Below are 17,463 nucleotides of genomic sequence, written 5' to 3' on the forward strand. Positions count from 1 at the left end.
GTAATGTAAAGGAAGTTTATACTATTGGGATTATATATCTAATCTACTATTTCTACTTTATCTCCGATTCGAATTTCCCCTGTTTTGATTACAGAGGCATAGACTCCGAAATGCAAATCAAACTCTTTATGTAATTTTTTCAAAAGAACTGGGTCCTTCTGGAGACTATCCGGGTCCATCGTAATCACAACACATCTCTCACAAAAACTATCTACCTGTAGCTGTACATCCCCAATGTTGAGCCGGCGTCCAATCCAATCTCCTTCAAAAAGAGAATCATCATTCAGCGCGATAACAAAATTCCCGCGAAAACGACGTTGATCCAAGGAATGCCCCCAGGTTGCCTCCAGTTTTTTTAAGCTGGCATCCGTAATGAGTAGAATACTAGCGCCATCCACGGATAGGAGCTGCGGATGTTCTGGCTGTGGATGTGCAGCTTTTAGACCAGACATAGTGATTGGAGTTTTGGTTTGGCTTTGGATTTCTTCCAATAGATTATCATCCCATCCAAAGGTTCGCCCGTCTGATGCCGTTACATGGATTTGTCCATCTATAAATTGCGCTTGATAGGTAAGCATATTCGGTATATTTCTAGCGGTGATATATCTTCGCCAGCCCTCTTTTGACTCATCGTAAAAGGAGCAAAAACGGTCACCAAGCATTCCATACGGTTCAATCATACAGCTTTCTAATTTTTCACCCGCAAATGACTTGACCGGATAACGATTAATTCCTTGAATTTCACCAACAACTGATAACATAATACAACGCCTCCACTTGTCTTAAAATGCAACGTATCTTCCCATTCTACCTGATTTTATTTAACTGTTGTATGAATATCTAATAACCCAGAAATTTTATATGTTTTATTGAGTTATATGTTTTATACTATGACTGTTAGACATATTGCATTTCGAAATAACACTCACTCCCCCATAAAGAAGAGAGGTAACCTGTTGTGCGGACAAATGATTTTCAAGGTTTTGACTTTGTTTTTACCCAAGCCGTGATGGGTATGGCCCTTATTTCGCTTGATGGAACGTTCCTAAAACTGAATTCAGCATTATGCGACCTCTTGGGGTATGATGAAAACGAGTTAACGACACCCTCTCCAACCGTCCGTACCCTTCTAGATCAGATTCATAAATTCATTTCATTAGGAAGCTCTCTTCCATCTACGAGTACTGATCCGCAGAGACTCGAAGTAGATTATTTCCATCCAACCGGACACCGGTTATCTTTAAAGGTCTCCATATCTATCCTTTCGGATGACATTGGTAAACCCATACTTTATTTTGCTCAATTCGAGAATAAGACCCTGATCAGGGAAATGGAGACTCAGCTTCAGGTTGTGAAGACCCATCTACTTGAAAAAGAGAGCTCTTTTCTACAGCTGCTGGAGGAACTGCCTCAGCCCGTGCTTATCACTAGGGGAGGGATTGTTCTGTATGCAAATTCGGCAGGTTTACAATTAATCCATGCGGAAAGCCTAAATCAAGTGCTTGGTCTATCGACTATGGATATTGTAGACTACTCTAATTATGAAATTCTCTCAGAACGAAGAAAGAAATTCAACACTGATAGAACAACAGGTTCTGTCTGCTACCTGATTAATTGTTTAAATAACCAGCAGAAATATGTAGATGGGATTACATTGCCGATCATTTATGAGGGAAACGAAGCCTACATTGGCATATTCAAAGATATATCCGAGCAAGTATTGGAAGATGAACGACTGATACAGTCCGAGAAATTATCCACAGCAGGACAGTTAGCAGCTGGAATCGCTCATGAAATACGGAATCCTCTTACAGCCATTAATGGCTTTATGAAGCTACTGCGCTCTTCCGAGCGGATGAATGATAAATATATTTCCATTATTGAGTCAGAATTGAAACGCATCGAGTTCATCGTCAACGAACTGCTTGTCTTATCTAAACCCCAAACCACTCATATTAGTAAACCAGTGGATTTATTGTCTTTGCTGGAACAAGTCACCACACTAATGAATGGACAAGCTGCCCTAAAAAATCTCAAGATCCTCCCTGTCTGTACTGATCAATCCATTTGGATCAATGGTGAGGCTTATCAGATGAAGCAGGTATTTATTAACTTACTTAAAAATGCGATGGAAGCAATGAATCATGGGGGAAACATCTATATTCATGTGCAAACCTATGACAGAGAAGCCCGAATCAGTGTGCAGGATGAAGGCTGTGGGATGACAGAGGAACAGATCAATGCCCTCGGCAAACCATTTTATACGACCAAAGAAACAGGAACAGGCTTAGGTTATATGATCACACAAAATATTATACATAATCATGGCGGAGCGATCTCTATAGAAAGTATTCTGGAGCAAGGAACAACTTTTACTGTGAGTATTCCAACGATCATTACACCTGAGGAACCTATCATGTAGAAGATGAGGTATCGCAACATCATGCAAGAATGCCCCTAATTTTCACATTATAATGGTTATACATAATTGGAAAAGAAGGTGCAGCAATGACTCGTGAAGTTCGAACAGTAGTTTTCGATCGTGACTTAAAATTTGAGGCCTATCGATTCGAAGGTATTATGCAGAAGTTTCCCAACCATTTTCATGACTATTATGTCATAGGTTTTATTGAACAAGGAAAGAGACATCTGCTATGTAACCAAGAAGAGCATATTCTTAACAGCGGAGATGTGGTCATCTTTAATCCGGCGGATCCCCATGCCTGTGAACAGATAGACGGGAGAACGCTTGACTATCGCTGCATCAATATTCAGCCGGAAGTCATGCGTGAGTATGTGCTAGAAATTACCGGCATAGACTACTTACCGCGGTTCACACACAATGTTCTCTACCAAAGTGAACTGTCGAGCCCTTTACACGATCTGCACCAAATGATATTAGAGGATCAATCCGATTTTCAAAAAGAAGAATTGTTTCTATTTCTCTTGGAGCAGCTTCTGAGAGAATACACGGAGACAGAAACCCTCTGTCCCGCTCAAGAGCCTACTTCTGAAATTAAAATCATTTGCGAATACATAGAGTTACATTATGCGCAGAACATTACGCTGAACCAGCTAAGTGAATTGAGCGGCTTAAGTAAATATCACTTGCTGCGTTTATTTACCAGACAGAAAGGAATATCACCTTACCGTTACTTGGAAACTATTCGCATCAACCACGCCAAAAGGCTTTTAGAACAAGGAATATTGCCAATAGAAGTGGCCTCTCTAACCGGATTCAGTGATCAGAGCCATTTCACAAATTTTTTCAAAAGACTCATAGGCTTAACCCCTAAGCAATATATGCGTATATTTGTTCAGCAAACGGGAGTAAAGTCATCAATGGAACTTACGAAATGATAGATCAACGCAAGATTAACACAGGACATCTGCTGGCATTACTTACGATTTTAATCTGGGGAACCACCTTTATCTCCACAAAAATACTGTTAAAAGACTTTACGCCTGTGGAAATTCTGTTCTTCCGTTTTCTTATTGGGTACTTTGTACTGTTACTGATCTATTCACGTCCAATCCGAACTACATCCTTTAAAGAGGAATTACTCTTTATCTCAGCAGGTCTTTGTGGAGTCACGTTATATTTTCTTATAGAAAATATTGCCCTAGTCTATACCCTTGCATCCAATGTAGGTGTGATTGTCTCCATCGCTCCATTTTTCACGGCGGTTATCGCTCACTTCTTTTTAGAAGAAGAGAAATTTCATAGGCAGTTTTTTATAGGATTTTTGATAGCCTTGACAGGAATTATATTAATTGGGCTGAACGGGAGTTATCTTCTGCAACTGAACCCCATCGGCGACTTGCTGGCATTGCTGGCACCTGTGGTTTGGGCAATATATTCAGTGTTGATGCGAAAAATAAGCCTACTAAAGGTTCATACTATAGGGGCTACCCGCAGAGTATTTTTCTATGGTCTGCTGTTTATGCTGCCTCCTCTGTTTCTGTTTGATTTCCAGCTGGGTCTGAGTAGATTCAAAGAGATTTCAAATGTAGCTCACCTGCTTTTCTTAGGTCTGGGTGCCTCGGCACTGTGTTTTTTGACTTGGAATAAAGCTGTAGGGATTCTAGGGGCTGTAAAAACAAGTGTATACATCTATATTGTGCCTGTAATTACAGTGGCAGCTTCCGCCCTTGTTCTGAATGAAAAGATCACCTGGGCAATCCTGACGGGAACTTTTTTAACGCTCACCGGTTCATATATTTCCGAACGCAAACCTAAATAACCACACCATCTTTAACATTTAATAAAAAGAAGCCCCAGCAGCGTGATGCTTACTGGAGCTTCTTTAAGTTTCATTCCATACTCAGAACAACGAGACAGGAATAAGCTTTCTTCCTCCCTTAATCAGGGTCGATTCCAGCATGTCCCCTTTGACGCCTCCAAAATAAAGCTGCCAATACACGCCAAAACGCACGCTGACATCATTCTTCACCAGCTCCGGCGGCGTAACAATCAGCCATTGGAATTTGAGCGCCTTGGAAATTTCGAAGACGGGGTCAAGCACGTTATTGGAGACCATTTCTCCGAAAGGATTGTCATATAAAAAGACCGTCCAGCCTTTATTCTCACGATTCACCCGTTTATGCGTCATGATCATCATTGCGACCAGCAGCTGTACAGATTGACGTTGCCCACCACTGCCGACTGCTTCATCCAGTGCGCCGCGATTAATAATCTCCCAGTCCGAATAATGATAATCTTCCGGTGCGGCGTAGAGGAAATAATTCTCCGTTACCGGTTTATACACTTGAAGTATCGGAAAGCGGTTCTGCAGCGCCGCATAGACAATTCGTCCGTCATTAATAACCTCTTTGATTACCAGCGCCGGCACTTGTTCTATCTTTGGATACTTTTTGAGCAATTCATTGATGCATTGATTGAAGTAGTCACTCACCATCGGCTCTACCTCATCGCTTGTTCTTGGCACATTGATATTCTTGTAATTCAGACGTACCAGCGGGAAGGCATAATTATTCTCGTTATGAATAATCATCCGGCGTTCCATTCGCTTCATAATATCAATGATTTGTACCACTCGTAGAGATGCCCGGCCAACCCACATCTTGCGGGAGAGATCCATGCCTTCCTTATCGCTTTGAATGCTCTCGATCTGATCGCGCGAACTGCGTAGCATGGAATCTAGGACTTGCAGTGCAATGGCGAAATTATCCCAATGGACCGTATTCAATCGATCTAGAATCTTGGTCTCCAGTTCGGAATTCCGTTCATTTTTCGCAAGTTTTTCGGTTAAGGAATTTTTCTCTTCCTTCACCTTTTTGGAGATCTCATCCTGTCTAATCCGGCTATCCTTAATGCGGAGAAGCCAGTCGGCTACTAGAGGCTCGCAGCTTTCTCTAACCCTCAGCGTTATTTCTTCTGGCACACTCCGTAGGTTGACGCGATCCTCAACATGCGCGTTCATTATTTTGATTTGATTGGATAAAGTCTGAAGGAGGACATCGATTCGGTCCAAGGATCTTTTACACTGATTAAGCATAAGCTCATTCGCTTGGCAGCGCTCCTGAATTTCTGTCTCCTTAACCCCTAGCGCCTCATTCCAAAGCTCCACGGCACGTTCATGTTTCTCTTTGATCCCCTTCTCTACTTTGCGCAACTCTTTCTGCAAGTTCTCCAATTCAGTCTGGCAGCGGATGTAACCGTCGTGAACAATCTGATAGTCTTCCTCCAACGAAGTAGTATCCGTCTTTTGGCGATTTCTTGCAGCCATAATGGTCTCGGACGTTTCCGTAGGTTCAGTCGCCTTCCGCCAATTCACATCCACTTGATTCAGGCTGGATTCAAGCTCAGCCAGATTCTCGCTTGCTGCTTTAATCTGTGCAGCTCTTGTCCGAACTTCCAGTTCATTTTCAGTTAATGATTGCTGTAGACTTTCCACGGTACTAAGCTGCTGCAATAGAAGATTCTGCTCTACAGGATCTACAGGTATGACTTCTCCTTCATCAGAAAGCTGGTGATCTGTTGGGAAAACAATCTCAGGAAACCATCGTTGCAGTCTAGGGAACATCGCATATTCGGTTTCTCTCGTCCATTTATTGCGTTGTCCACTCAAGCTTTCCATTTGCACCTTTAGGTGTTCAAGCTGCTGATCTTTACCTGCTAACTCTTTGCTCACCAGATTCTTTCGTTCGATTATTTTTTGTTTTTCCTTATAATCTTGTTCCTGTTTCTTCGTCCGTTCAATCCAAGCTTGCAGAACCCCCGCTCTCTGCTCATGCTCCACACTTAGAACTTTGTTCTCAGCGAGCTCCCGTCCGATCCGGGTAAGCGTCCCTTCGTTCTCATCCATCTCATGGCTCAGATTGTTAATGCTCTGCTGAAGTTCAGCCTGCAGTTTAATAAGGGCATCATGCTTGGCTGTAAGCGTCATGGTATTCTCAGTTTGGAATAAACGGTCATATTCTTGACGCACCGATTTTAACTTAGATAAATAAGCTTCAAAGTCCTGAAGGATCTGCTCCTGTTCTTTGAGCTTCCCCTGAATACTGCTCTTCCAATCCTGGAAACGATCCGGCTGCAAGACCATTTGCGGCCCTTGATTCGCAAAAAGCATGAAGGATGCTTGATGCGAAGCTGCCATCTCTTCACGGATAAAGATCGGCACCGCTGATTTAAGCAAGGTGTCCTTCATCAGTTCCGGCTGAATTTTATCAGCTTCGCGCCGGGTCATAATCAAACTATATGGAAGTAACGGATATTGCTCCAGTTCTTCCTCACGTTCAAGATACGGACGGTCATTTAAGTAGGAACTACCTAGCGTTGATTGAATCTTTAACGAATCGAGTGTATCTTTGACCGTCAGAATATCTGAATTGGGTAGCCAGTAGGATTGGTTCTGAAGTTCCACATCCATGAGCTGATTATAGTAATCCCTTCTGGAACGTTTAGTCTGTTGCTCTACTTCATCTATTTTTCGGATAAAACGTGCCGGGATAACATCTTGTTCTTCAAAAAGGCCAGTAGCTCCTAAACGATTATGCTCTTCATACATTTCCAGCAGTACAACGAGCTGTGACCATAATTGGGATTCTTTCTGAGTCTGTGACTCAAGCAGAACCCCAAGCTCGTCCGCTTCACGCTCATAAGAACGCCGTTTCTCACTCAGCTCAGCATGACTCTTATGCAGTGCCAGCTTCCGAATCTCTTCCTGCTTGTGCTGTTCTTCCAAGTCTCCAATGTCTTCAAGAATCGTTTTGGCCGCTGAGATCGTACGCTGCAGGGCAGCTGCCGGAGAATGGGCGGCATCCTGCCCATATTGGGCTGCGAATGCTCCGAGTTCTTCCGTGTATTGCCGAATAGATAAGGTCAAATCATTGATCTGATTATCCAGCCCGGCCAGCTCTACCAAGAAACTTTCCCTTTCCTTGCGCAATCTTCTCTCTTCCGCCGTTAGGTCTTGCTGTGCTGTCCCAAACTCTCTGATCGTTTGCTGCCAGAGATTAAACACCACATCCCACTGTTTCCGCAGCTGTTCCTTGGCTGCCTGAATGACCTCTTGCCGTTCTTTCATCTCCAGAGAACCTTCGATAGCTTGAATTTCTTTTTGCCACTGCTCAATTTGCCGGGTATGGAGCAACCGTTTAGCCAGAAAATAAGCTACTTCAAGCTTCTTCTCTTGCGCTTTGGAATCCTCCAGCCGACCACGCGCACGGCTCTGATCATCACTGAGCTTCTTAAACTCTTCTTGCTTCAGTTCCGTTTCTTCCTTGCTGCGTAAGTATTTAAGATTGTCTGTCTCAAAGCGCAATTGCTTCGCATCCTGATAACGTCCAGCCAGTTCATCAGCAATCTTACTTCGCTCAACTTCTGCATTTCTCTGCTCTTCATAGATAACCGTATAGATTTGGCGTCCACGTAATTCCGTTTCTTGAACTACGTTTTCTGCTTCCACGCCTAGTTTTACCAGCTCATAAAGTGGTGCAGCCATACTAAGAAACTCTGTATAGACCTGCTCCCGCTGTTCAAGCATCGGCAAGCGCTGAGCCACTGTTGCTGTATCGATAAACATCCGCTGCAGCGTATTGTCGTCTTCCTTTAATCCTTCATTCAGACTAGATCCGATTTCAGGAATAATCAGCTTTTCGAACAAGTTATGATTGGTGAAGGCATCATTCTTTTTAAAATAACCTTTGATACCGCCCTCTTCACCATTGATCCGCCGCATATTACGCCACTCGGCGATATGGATATCCCGGGTAGCCAGGAAGTCATAATATCTTTTCAAATCCGAGCTATGGCTGCCAAAAGGTACAATCTCTCCCCGCCGATCGCGCACAAATTGCTGGATCGTTTCAAAACTCGTAGGTTCAGCAGTCACCTCGTCAAATAACGGCAACGTTGATAGCGTAAGTTCAGCCGCTTCACCGTAATCTGTAAGTGCGTACAGCAAGTAATCCACTTTGATATCCTGCTGATCAAGCGAATTATGTGCCGTCATAGCGATTCCCGTGGTCATATACTCATTGCGCTCATTGTTGTCGAGATGCCATTCGATAGCTACGTGAAAAGTGTACGGTTTAAGTTGTTTTTTATGATTATGAAAAAAAGCCTCAACCTGGTTCTCACTGTCTTTGCCCCATGGTGTTTTGGGCATCAATAGCTGGAAAATGGATTGCAGCAGTACGCCCTTTCCACCGCCATTCATGAGCGTAATAAGCGTATTAGCGGGTCCCTCTTCGTTACAGAGGTCCAGAATCATGTCGTCGTATTTCTTGAGCATCTTCTCGTATTTAAGTCCTGTAATTCGTATGCGTTCAATCCGCGGCATAGGTAGCACCGTCTTTCTCAGCTAAAGTTCTTCCAATGAGGCTCTTTAATTCCTGGTATCGATCGACATCATGATATAAATAACGCATTCTCTCATAAAGCTCTTCCCGAGGAAAGATACGCTTCTCTGTCTCAGAGATGAATACGAGCTTCTCCTCCTCCAGAAGTTTCATGCCTTCATGAATCAGCCCAATTCGTGAGCCTGCGCCTCTGGTCAGAAGATCACTCTCTTCCTGACTCTTAGTCTGCATGTAAAGACTGGTCCATACCTTAAACATCGCTTGGATATCAAGCTGCCACTGCTGGCTGAATCGTCCTTCCTCATCCATCTGAATCCACGTCTGAAAGAGAGAGGACACTTGATCAGCAATTTGAATATAGGACATACTGTCCTGCCCAGACTTAAAATGAGTCTCATCCTGATCCATTTCGGCCAGAAAAACCAGAATAATAATATTGATAATATGTAAGTGAGTTTTACGCTCAACACGTGAATATTTGTTCTTCAACTGGGTGAAGTTGGTTGCAAACACTGATCCCAGCGGATTAACTAGCAGATGGAGACGGTGCCCGGAATTCATCACCCGACAGCCCCCTTCTTTAGCAACGTACTGAAGTGCATCATAAGTTCCTGCATCCTGAAGGCATTCTGCCGCTGCAGGGTCATCGAGAGGAATTACTTTTTTACGGAGCAATTCAAAAAATAGCCGCGAAGCTTGCTGTACCTGTTCTAATGTATAACTCATGTTAGTAACTTCTCACCTCTCCACGATCGTAATCATATATGGACTCATATCCAGACCAGGACACCGTACCCTTGAGGCTGGTTCTGGAGCAATGCTCGTCCGCAGCGTTTTGCCGCGTAAACTCTCCAACAGAAGATCTTCTGCAAGTACATATTGGATTAGCTGTTGGCATTCATCAGAAACGCCGCTACCACCTTCTGGTGCCTGTTCCTGCACTAAAATATCTGTATGAAAAAACTGCACCCACAGATCAACAGCATCCGGTGTGTTTGCCCACCCTGTTAGTTCTTCGGCGGAAAAAGCGTCTGCAGTAAAGGTAAAGCTTCCCTGCTCAGCCAAGGCAGCAAAAACCGGCTGCCACAGCTCTACTACTTTTGCCCATGGAATACCTTTAGGAATATATTGAACAGGCTCTGTGTCTACCTCATCTTCGAAATCATCCATCACTAAGTCGGGGATAAACCCTACCTCTTGTTCCTCCCAAGCCCAAGGAAGCGGATAAACGAAGTCCTGATTCGGAGCGAATAATCCGCTGAGCAGCAGTTCAAGACTGTCACCGCTTGGCAGACCCTCTTCTTTCACCCATTCCTCCCATACATGTGTACGGAAGTTAAACCCGGCTGCTCCCCAGAATAATTCAGGGAAGTTCAACCTTAAATTGGTCTCCATCTCAAAAATATTCAATACTACCTCAGCCAGCTCATCGTGTACACGCCTAGAAAGCTCGACTCGTTCAGAGAGAATACGGATCTCATTGAAGTCGATCACGTCTTTCTCATCATTGGCCAGCCGGGCCAGAGAACGGTGAATACTGTCAAAATGTTTGCGTTCCTCCTCGAACTGATGATGAATCTCTTCGAGTCGCTGATGCCGAGCTACTCCGAATTCACTAAAAATATGCTTCGGATTGCGGCGTAACGCATTGCGGTATTCTTGCTGTTGCTGGGTCATCTTGCGGACACGGGAGATCAGTTCATTAACATCCTGAAGAGCCCGAGTTACGCGCCCATGCTTTATATGCATTTGAATCTCGAGCAGTTTGATGCTGATCTGAAATTCATCAATAATCTCATGGCTCATAAAAATGAGCTCCATTGCATATTCAGAGAGACGATAGATGGTTCTGCCGTTCTCTTCCCAACTGCTGCGAGTCGCATCCTCGTCCACCGTGAAATACTTATATTTCTGCACGGACATTTGCCGGGTCACATCATCATAGAAAAAGGATTCGAAATCCCCACCATTCCCGCTCCACAATAAACCGTCCACGAGACGCTCTACGGATTCGGTAGTCCCAAGATTGGCGATATTAAAACGTTCCAGCGCAGTCCAAGTAAGCTCAATAATATCCTCTTTGGATCTTCTCTCATTCGATTCTAGCTCCAGATAATAGACTTGCAGCAGAACGCTTAAAGATACCATTTCTTTGTAAGGTTGGATTTCGCCAAGGTTCATGCCAGCCCCCAAATTCCACAGGGGATTCAATCGTTTGTTTCGTTCGCCAAAATCCGACCAATTCATCTTTCTGCTAACCTCGCCATCACTTCATAATTTAAAATTTCCTGCGGAACTCTCCGATCCTCTTCCAGCAATCGTTCCATATATGACTTTAGTTCGGGATAATTAGAGAATTCTTGAAGTACATTGTGTAGATGATCTGGGTTACAACTCTGGGGAACATTATACATATACGGTTCCTCAGTCAGTTTCATCATCTGCTCATAAATAGGGAGCGCCAGTCCAAGGTTTAAACCCGGATAACTAACCTTTAGTTTACCGTATATGTCCAAACCTGCTTTATCCATATCCCCGACATATAACAAGGTGGTTTGAAGGGGGTCAATATCCAATTCTTCAAGAAAGAGTAGGCTACTATCAATCTTCCAACCTTCACCGTAAATTAGCATGTCTGGAAACAGACCACAGATCTTCTTTTCACTAAGCATTAATCGTTTGGCTGAATGGAAAAATGACTTATTCTCCACAATAAGAATATTCCGAACGGGAACTAATGAACTGAAGTAAATAAATGGCTCCCTTGCGTTTACACTTTTTAAACTTTCCAGCGTAAGTTTAAGTCTAGTAAGAAATTGTTTACCTTCAGTTTCGGAGAGCCACTTCTCCTTACCAAACAGTTCCAGTGACCTTTCTTCTGTTGTAATGATTTCGCGATCCTTCGCCGTACGCAAAAAATTAGATACCTGCACAATCTGATCCCAAACCTCTTGTGTCTGAGTTTCAGGACGAATCAAGTAATAATGAAGATCCAGTAGATTCTGTACGCTTAACACGGCTGAAGGATCCCACCCCACTTGAGTTGAAACACTCTTATTTAACCAAAAATATGTATACATATAAGGCTGTTTAGAACTCATCGGACTGGACTTCACCGGTTCTAAGAAACCTTCAGCAACAAGCTCGTTTATACTATCCGCCAAAACACGAAATCCTCCGGCCCATAGATATTCTTCCTGTGTTTTATAAGCAGAACTAATGACTTCTTGTTCAATGCTGTCAAGATTTATTTTTCTTCTCCCTGTACGCACAGTTCCGTACTTATTCTCCAACAAATTAATTATAATTACTCTCAATTCATCACCCTCACTAAAAGAAATAAAACCCCTATACATCCTGTATAGGGTTCTGAAGCACGGGAATATATGTTTCTATTATAACAATCCTTCAAAGGTTATGCTATTTTTGTTAAACAAAATAATAGATTCTATTGTTTACACTTTCCTATCAAAAAAGAGGTTATACTACGGATTTTCACTTTAACACATAGACTATTTACAGTGTTAGGTATCGCTAGAACATAATTAGGGAAAAACTCCCTGAAAACAGTCGATATTGGCTCTAAATGATCTGAATTAGGGAATTGCTCCCTAAAAATCAGGGAAATCTCTTCATTTTCCACCAAATCAGCTAAATAATAGGGAGGTTTTCCCTAATTATTAGCCGGATGACAAAAGATCGCAGAATTACAGGGAGAAATTCCCTGATTTTTCTGTTGAAGCTTCATTAACCCTTATAGAATCCGCAAAAAAAGACAGCCCCAAAAACCATGAAATGGCTGAATGGGACCGCCCTTTTTTATTAACTACTCGGCAACTCCTGGCGTAAACGCCATACAATACTGCTCAAGTGTGCTATTAGGTAGAGGAATGACCTTAACCGTAAGGAACTGATAATGCTCATAAATGGGCAAATTGCTCGGTGTCTGTGTCTCTAACGTACATAACGTATTGCTCATACGACATTCCGCGAGTAGCGGTGTCATGATTTTTGATACATATCCTTGACCTTGATATTGATCCTGCACTGCAAGCATATCCAAATGTTTATACTTCTGATCCCCAAACATTGATAACCACAAGGAACTCATACTACACAAAATAGATAAACCACGTATAAATCCTCGCACCCCAATGATTCGGCAAATCGGCAATGACTTAATTATCGCAAGGACTATCTGTTTCATATACCTGACGTTCGAAATCACTGTCCCTGTCTGACGCTCCGAATGGAACACTAAAGCCACTGCTTCAAAGTTAGTAGAAGTCGTTAGTAAATCCGAATATGGATACAACATCTCAATGTAACGATGAAAAAAAATATTCAACACGCGTAATCGGGTTGATTCATCAGGCAAGATATGCTGATATAACGGATCATTTTTGGCAAATGCTTCGGCCAGAACACTGGCTGCTCTTGGAATATCATGCTGCTGAATTTTTAGTAATGTACTACAAATAGTTCCACCTCATTTAATAGTCTTACGAATTAGTATAACTCGTCCAATTGAATATGGCACGATGGTTCTATTGTCATTTCTTTATTGAATACGATATGATTGAAAAGATTACAAAAATACTGGGAGGTAAAATGGAAGATATTATACTGTGGCTTAAATACTTGTTTCTAGGGTTTGTTCAAGGGGCAACTGAGCCAATCCCCGTCTCTTCGAGCGGCCATTTGATCATCGCACAGAAATTGCTAGGCTTAAAACAAAATGGGCTATCATTTGAAATCTTAACAAATACGGCTTCACTAATTGCGATTTGTTTTATTTTCCGCAAAGATATCGGAAGATTGATCACTGGATTCGTTCAATTTATTCTGACCCGCAAAGAGGAATATAAGTCGGATTTCCTCTTCTCTTTGTACATCATCATCGGTACCTTGCCTGCGGTAATTGTTGCCTTACTCTTCAAGGATCAGATTGAGGATATCTTCTCGTCGGTTCATACCGTATCCATCGCCTTGCTGGTTACAGGGGTAGCTCTATGGTTGATCCGTAACCTTCGCGGACGTAAACAAGATGGTGACTTAAAAGCGAAGGATGCAGTTATAGTCGGACTTGCCCAAGCAGTCGCCCTTATTCCTGGGATAAGCCGCTCTGGTGCAACTGTCATCTCTTCCATCGCTGTGGGAATGAAGCAAGAAACTGCTTTACGCTTTTCTTTTATGCTTTATATTCCTGTCAGTTTGGGCGGACTCGTTATGGGCGCATCTGATATTGCCCACGACCCTAACCGCTCGCAGCTAGCCATTCCATACTTGATTGCATTTATTACTACACTTATCGTCACTTATTTCTCCATGCGCTGGTTTATGGGGATTATGGCTAAAGGTAATTTGAAGTATTTCTCTTATTACTGCTTCTTAGCTGGGATACTTCTCCTCATCTTTATGTAAGTCATAATTTCAATTAAAAAACCTCATGACAATCTCTGAGATCACAGAGAGAGCATGAGGTTTTTTAATATTATTTCAACATGGATATTACTTCATCGCTCGACCGGATCTTACCTATGCGAGGGAAGATAGTTTTGCATACATAATCATGCTCTTCTTTAGCCATTGCGGTCATAGCATCTTCTACAAAAACTTGATGATAACCAAGCTGATAAGCTTCTCTAGCAGTAGTATCCACACCAATCGAGGTAGAAATACCACATAATACGATCGTGTCTATACCGCGGCGTCGTAACTGCAAATCAAGATCTGTACCGAAAAATGCCCCCCACTGCCGTTTGGTAATCAGATGTGCATTTTTGATATTCGCTAATTCTGGTACGATGTCGTCCCAACCTTCTGGATAGGTCACGGAATTCATTTTCAAATCAGTTTTAGGTTTAAGCATATCTTGCCCATCTAGCCATGACACCCTCACCAGAACAACAAATCCTCCTTTCTCCGTAAAGGATTGGGCTAATTTGCTGGCATTCTCAACCACCTGAGCACTTGTATGCGGCCCCTGCTTTGGACTGTGGACAATTCCCTGCTGCAAGTCGATCACGACTAGCGCCGTTTTACTTGCCTCAATACTTTCAGATGCTAAGCTTGTTAATTCTTCCATTGTCTTCTCTCCGATTACTATCAATTTTTGTATACTACAATTACCCTATATTACCCAATAGGTGTCCCATTAGGTAATTTAATATCTGGCTTCAAGAGAACCACATCCCCTTTATCCGGTATTCCTCCAAGAACTAATACTTCTGATTGGAAACCCGCAATATTTCGAGCAGGAAAGTTAACTACCCCAATGATTTGTTGCCCTACAATCTCTTCGGCCTTATATCGTTTAGTAATCTGTGCACTTGATGTTTTGCTTCCGATATCTGGTCCAAAATCAATTAGGAGTTTAATCGCAGGTATTTTTGCTTTTGCAAAAAACTCCGCTTTAATAATTGTTCCAACACGAACATCAAGTTTTAAAAAATCATCAATAGTTACCATTTGCCATCCCCCTATTTAGCTAAAACATTTTCCAACTACTCATTCACTTATTTTGAATGTTGTACTTTAAAGATTTCGACCAAAAATACATTCCCATACCGAGTAAGGTTATTATGCCACCTAAAAACTGGAATAATGATATAGTTTCCCCTAATAATAGATATGCAAGGACTATAGCAAGAACAGGCTCACCAATAATCCCAACCGAGACAGTAGTTGCTCCAATCGACTTTAACAAAAGGTTAAAGATGTATTGACCAAAAATAGTTGGAATTATTGCAAGAAGCAAAAAATAAATCCAATCTGATGAAGCATAATTAATTAATGAGACATTATTTATCAAATTGTACACGAGCATAACAGTACCACCAATAAAAAAAACGAAAATGCTGTATATACTTGCATTGATTTTGCCGCTTACTTTTTGCCCGGCCAACAGATAGACTGAAGCAAAGAATGTGCCAATTAACGATAAACCATCGCCAATTAATGCATCTTTCGAAACCCATATGTCTCCCCATGCAATAACAATCGAACCTAAAAGAGCAACAATCAGGCAAAAAACGCTTAGCAGGTTAACATGTTCTTTGAATAAAAAGTAAGACCCCATCATAACAAATAGCGGCTGTAACGATAAGATCACCATGGAGCTTGCAACTGAAGTATAGACCAATGATTCCATCCAGAATAAAAAGTGTAACCCTAGAAATAGGCCGGATAAAATAACGATGACCCAATCTTTTTTATTCATCTCAGTAGAACGAGCCATTTTCCCAGATGTAAAACAGAGCATGATGATTACAGAAATAAACAATCTATACATCCCGGCCACTGAAGTAGGTGTATCTGAAAGTTTAATCATGATTGAAGAGATAGAAACGGACAAAATACTGATAAATAACAGAATAAACGGATGCAATAGTATAGGCGGTTTATTTGAACTAGCCATAGTTCCTCCAAAATGTGTGACAATCCCTGTGCACAGAATTGTATGATAAGTCTAGGCTGGATATAATAATATCACCGCCAAGATCAATATTGTGCAACTATATCTTTAATTTATATTGAAATATCGTCAAATAAGGAGAATAAGCACTTTGAAAAAGCAATTACACGAAGCCATTCAATTTCCTAATGATGCATTTCCATACATCATGTACACTCATACCAATTATGAATCTATTCCTAATGGCAGAGGGGTTAACGATCTACATTGGCACCAAGAACTACAAATTACTTTAGTGACCAAAGGGAAACTAACCATACAAGTCAACGGAATCAATTATGATTTAGAAGCAGGTCAGGCCATCTTTATTAATAAGAGCGTACTTCATATTGTTACATACCTTAACCAAGAGGGTGAATATGTTAGTTTTAACTTCCCAGAGAAGTTACTTGCTTTTTATTCTGATAGTGCAATGGAAAAAAAGTATGTACTTCCGTATACCAATTCATTCTTGTTAAGTTTAGAAATCAAAGGAGATAAGGACTGGCATAATCAAATCCTACAAATTCTTTGGGCTATGAAAAAAGAATTTGAATCGAAAAAAAAATGGGGATGGGAGTACGAAGTTTCTATCAAAACAGTCCAGTTATGGTTAATCCTTATATCAAATTTTTCTCTATCCTCTGAGGAATCGTCTAAATATAACAGACTCCAGCAAGAGAGACTACAATTAATGCTTAGTTTTATTCACAAAAACTATTCTAATAATTTGACATTGAAGGAAATAGCAGATACAGCACATCTAAGTGTATCGGAGTGCACTCGAGGTTTTAAGAAAAGTATCCATATGACTCCGTATTTCTACTTAATTAAATATCGCATTAATAAAAGCTGTGATTTGTTAATAGCAACTGACTACACGATAACTGAAATCGCACAGCGAGTTGGTTTCAATAACGCAAATCACTTTATCCAGTCTTTTAAAAAACACTTAAACATAACTCCTAAGGAGTTCAGAAAAATTAGAAATGAACGAACTTAAAAAACAACAAAAGCAGAGTCGATCGCTTTGTCTGACTGCCTTGTGTTAGCGTAATTTCGATGCCCTTCGTAAATCTCGAATATATTTCCAAGACACAAGCTTAATGTTTTCATTTTCTAATAGTCTATGATTTCGGGAACGCCATATAAACGATATCCCACTCTTTTCCAATAAAGTT

General features: G+C 41.6%; 15 protein-coding genes. 6 read left to right on the forward strand and 9 right to left on the reverse strand.

Annotated features, from left to right (window positions below; translation table 11 throughout):
• Positions 1-38 precede the first annotated feature (38 nt).
• Positions 39-761 (reverse strand): MOSC domain-containing protein, encoded by a 723-nt coding sequence (locus MHI25_RS20080; protein WP_076276121.1) that lies wholly within the window; start codon positions 759-761, stop codon positions 39-41.
• A 197-nt stretch (positions 762-958) separates the two neighbouring features.
• Here MHI25_RS20080 and MHI25_RS20085 point away from each other — a divergent pair, with 197 nt between their 5' ends.
• From MHI25_RS20085 to MHI25_RS20095, 3 genes are all read left to right on the forward strand, one after another.
• The gene (locus tag MHI25_RS20085; RefSeq protein WP_248548557.1) at positions 959-2,422 is read left to right on the forward strand and encodes an ATP-binding protein; all 1,464 of its coding nucleotides are present in this window, start codon (positions 959-961) and stop codon (positions 2,420-2,422) included.
• An 86-nt stretch (positions 2,423-2,508) separates the two neighbouring features.
• Positions 2,509-3,360, forward strand: a complete 852-nt coding sequence (locus tag MHI25_RS20090) for an AraC family transcriptional regulator (protein WP_076190650.1) — start codon at positions 2,509-2,511, stop codon at positions 3,358-3,360.
• Positions 3,360-4,244, forward strand: a complete 885-nt coding sequence (locus MHI25_RS20095; protein ID WP_254847694.1) for a DMT family transporter — start codon at positions 3,360-3,362, stop codon at positions 4,242-4,244. The genes MHI25_RS20090 and MHI25_RS20095 overlap by 1 nt, the downstream gene beginning before the upstream one ends.
• A gap of 81 nt (positions 4,245-4,325) precedes the next feature.
• Here MHI25_RS20095 and MHI25_RS20100 read toward each other — a convergent pair whose 3' ends face one another.
• From MHI25_RS20100 to MHI25_RS20120, 5 genes are all read right to left on the reverse strand, one after another.
• Positions 4,326-8,807, reverse strand: coding sequence for a hypothetical protein (locus MHI25_RS20100; protein WP_340394076.1), 4,482 nt, complete (start codon positions 8,805-8,807; stop codon positions 4,326-4,328).
• Complete coding sequence (locus tag MHI25_RS20105; RefSeq protein WP_076190642.1) at positions 8,794-9,552, reverse strand: DUF6063 family protein; 759 nt, start codon at positions 9,550-9,552, stop codon at positions 8,794-8,796. The genes MHI25_RS20100 and MHI25_RS20105 overlap by 14 nt, the downstream gene beginning before the upstream one ends.
• 12 nt (positions 9,553-9,564) lie before the next feature.
• On the reverse strand, positions 9,565-11,073 hold the full coding sequence (locus MHI25_RS20110) for a hypothetical protein (RefSeq protein WP_340394077.1): 1,509 nt from the start codon (positions 11,071-11,073) through the stop codon (positions 9,565-9,567).
• Positions 11,070-12,143 (reverse strand): Wadjet anti-phage system protein JetD domain-containing protein, encoded by a 1,074-nt coding sequence (locus MHI25_RS20115; protein ID WP_312148357.1) that lies wholly within the window; start codon positions 12,141-12,143, stop codon positions 11,070-11,072. Before MHI25_RS20115 ends, MHI25_RS20110 begins: the two co-directional genes overlap by 4 nt.
• Positions 12,144-12,652: 509 nt before the next feature.
• Positions 12,653-12,937: a GNAT family N-acetyltransferase gene (locus MHI25_RS20120; RefSeq protein WP_340394079.1), complete on the reverse strand. Its 285-nt coding sequence runs from the start codon at positions 12,935-12,937 to the stop codon at positions 12,653-12,655.
• A 194-nt stretch (positions 12,938-13,131) separates the two neighbouring features.
• On the opposite strand from MHI25_RS20120, the gene MHI25_RS20125 reads away from it, so the two are divergent.
• Together MHI25_RS20125 and MHI25_RS20130 are read left to right on the forward strand one after the other, a co-directional pair.
• Positions 13,132-13,308 carry a hypothetical protein gene (locus MHI25_RS20125; RefSeq protein WP_256717547.1) on the forward strand — a complete coding sequence of 59 codons (177 nt, stop codon included), beginning with the start codon at positions 13,132-13,134 and terminating at the stop codon, positions 13,306-13,308.
• A 129-nt stretch (positions 13,309-13,437) separates the two neighbouring features.
• On the forward strand, positions 13,438-14,250 hold the full coding sequence (locus tag MHI25_RS20130; protein ID WP_036688882.1) for an undecaprenyl-diphosphate phosphatase: 813 nt from the start codon (positions 13,438-13,440) through the stop codon (positions 14,248-14,250).
• Positions 14,251-14,320: 70 nt separating this feature from the next.
• Here the strand turns inward: MHI25_RS20130 and MHI25_RS20135 are convergent, their stop codons facing one another.
• Genes MHI25_RS20135 through MHI25_RS20145 form a run of 3 tightly spaced genes read right to left on the reverse strand, consistent with a single transcriptional unit; the run spans position 14,321 to position 16,246 of the window.
• The gene (locus MHI25_RS20135; protein ID WP_076127313.1) at positions 14,321-14,914 is read right to left on the reverse strand and encodes a hydrolase; all 594 of its coding nucleotides are present in this window, start codon (positions 14,912-14,914) and stop codon (positions 14,321-14,323) included.
• Between the two features lie 50 nt (positions 14,915-14,964).
• A complete protein-coding gene (gene csaA / locus MHI25_RS20140; RefSeq protein ID WP_340394081.1) occupies positions 14,965-15,297 on the reverse strand; it encodes a chaperone CsaA in 333 nt (110 codons plus the stop codon).
• Between the two features lie 43 nt (positions 15,298-15,340).
• Positions 15,341-16,246 carry a DMT family transporter gene (locus MHI25_RS20145; protein ID WP_076190636.1) on the reverse strand — a complete coding sequence of 302 codons (906 nt, stop codon included), beginning with the start codon at positions 16,244-16,246 and terminating at the stop codon, positions 15,341-15,343.
• A 148-nt stretch (positions 16,247-16,394) separates the two neighbouring features.
• On the opposite strand from MHI25_RS20145, the gene MHI25_RS20150 reads away from it, so the two are divergent.
• Complete coding sequence (locus MHI25_RS20150) at positions 16,395-17,285, forward strand: AraC family transcriptional regulator (protein ID WP_076190634.1); 891 nt, start codon at positions 16,395-16,397, stop codon at positions 17,283-17,285.
• Positions 17,286-17,463: the final 178 nt, after the last annotated feature.

This window comes from Paenibacillus sp. FSL E2-0177, from assembly GCF_037992975.1.
Lineage (GTDB): Bacteria > Bacillota > Bacilli > Paenibacillales > Paenibacillaceae > Paenibacillus_AQ > Paenibacillus_AQ odorifer.

Bases quoted from the DNA above. Each gene is read 5' to 3' on its own strand.
- MHI25_RS20135 (WP_076127313.1), bottom strand. From the start codon at position 14,914: ATGGAAGAATTAACAAGCTTAGCATCTGAAAGTATTGAGGCAAGTAAA.
- MHI25_RS20110 (WP_340394077.1), bottom strand. From the start codon at position 11,073: ATGAATTGGTCGGATTTTGGCGAACGAAACAAACGATTGAATCCCCTG.
- MHI25_RS20130 (WP_036688882.1), top strand. From the start codon at position 13,438: ATGGAAGATATTATACTGTGGCTTAAATACTTGTTTCTAGGGTTTGTT.
- MHI25_RS20125 (WP_256717547.1), top strand. From the start codon at position 13,132: ATGGATACAACATCTCAATGTAACGATGAAAAAAAATATTCAACACGC.
- MHI25_RS20080 (WP_076276121.1), bottom strand. From the start codon at position 761: ATGTTATCAGTTGTTGGTGAAATTCAAGGAATTAATCGTTATCCGGTC.
- csaA (WP_340394081.1), bottom strand. From the start codon at position 15,297: ATGGTAACTATTGATGATTTTTTAAAACTTGATGTTCGTGTTGGAACA.
- MHI25_RS20105 (WP_076190642.1), bottom strand. From the start codon at position 9,552: ATGAGTTATACATTAGAACAGGTACAGCAAGCTTCGCGGCTATTTTTT.
- MHI25_RS20120 (WP_340394079.1), bottom strand. From the start codon at position 12,937: ATGAGTTCCTTGTGGTTATCAATGTTTGGGGATCAGAAGTATAAACAT.
- MHI25_RS20145 (WP_076190636.1), bottom strand. From the start codon at position 16,246: ATGGCTAGTTCAAATAAACCGCCTATACTATTGCATCCGTTTATTCTG.
- MHI25_RS20090 (WP_076190650.1), top strand. From the start codon at position 2,509: ATGACTCGTGAAGTTCGAACAGTAGTTTTCGATCGTGACTTAAAATTT.
- MHI25_RS20100 (WP_340394076.1), bottom strand. From the start codon at position 8,807: ATGCCGCGGATTGAACGCATACGAATTACAGGACTTAAATACGAGAAG.